At 66.3% G+C, this 246-nt stretch carries 1 protein-coding gene; it reads left to right on the forward strand.

Features of this window, described 5'->3' with window-relative positions; genetic code table 11:
* The coding region (locus D3227_RS41035; RefSeq protein ID WP_147377866.1) for a helix-turn-helix domain-containing protein at nucleotides 1–246 on the forward strand (246 nt) is incomplete at both ends.

Here is a 246-nt window from a genome sequence, read left to right on the forward strand (position 1 = left end):
CGGCGACGGTGTGGGCACCGTCGAGATCATGCGGCAAACCGGCAAATCCAAGACCTGCGTATGGCGTTGGCAGGAGCGCTTCGCAACGGAAGGCTTCGAAGGACTGTTGCGCGACAAGACGCGACCCTCGCGCATTCCGCCTCTCGGGCCTGAAGTGGCTGAGCGTGTGGTGGCGCTGACGTTGCAGGACCCGCCTGGCGAGACGACGCACTGGACCGCCGACATGATGGCGGCCGCGGCCAGCAT

The organism is Mesorhizobium waimense, from assembly GCF_003601975.1.
Lineage (GTDB): Bacteria > Pseudomonadota > Alphaproteobacteria > Rhizobiales > Rhizobiaceae > Mesorhizobium > Mesorhizobium waimense.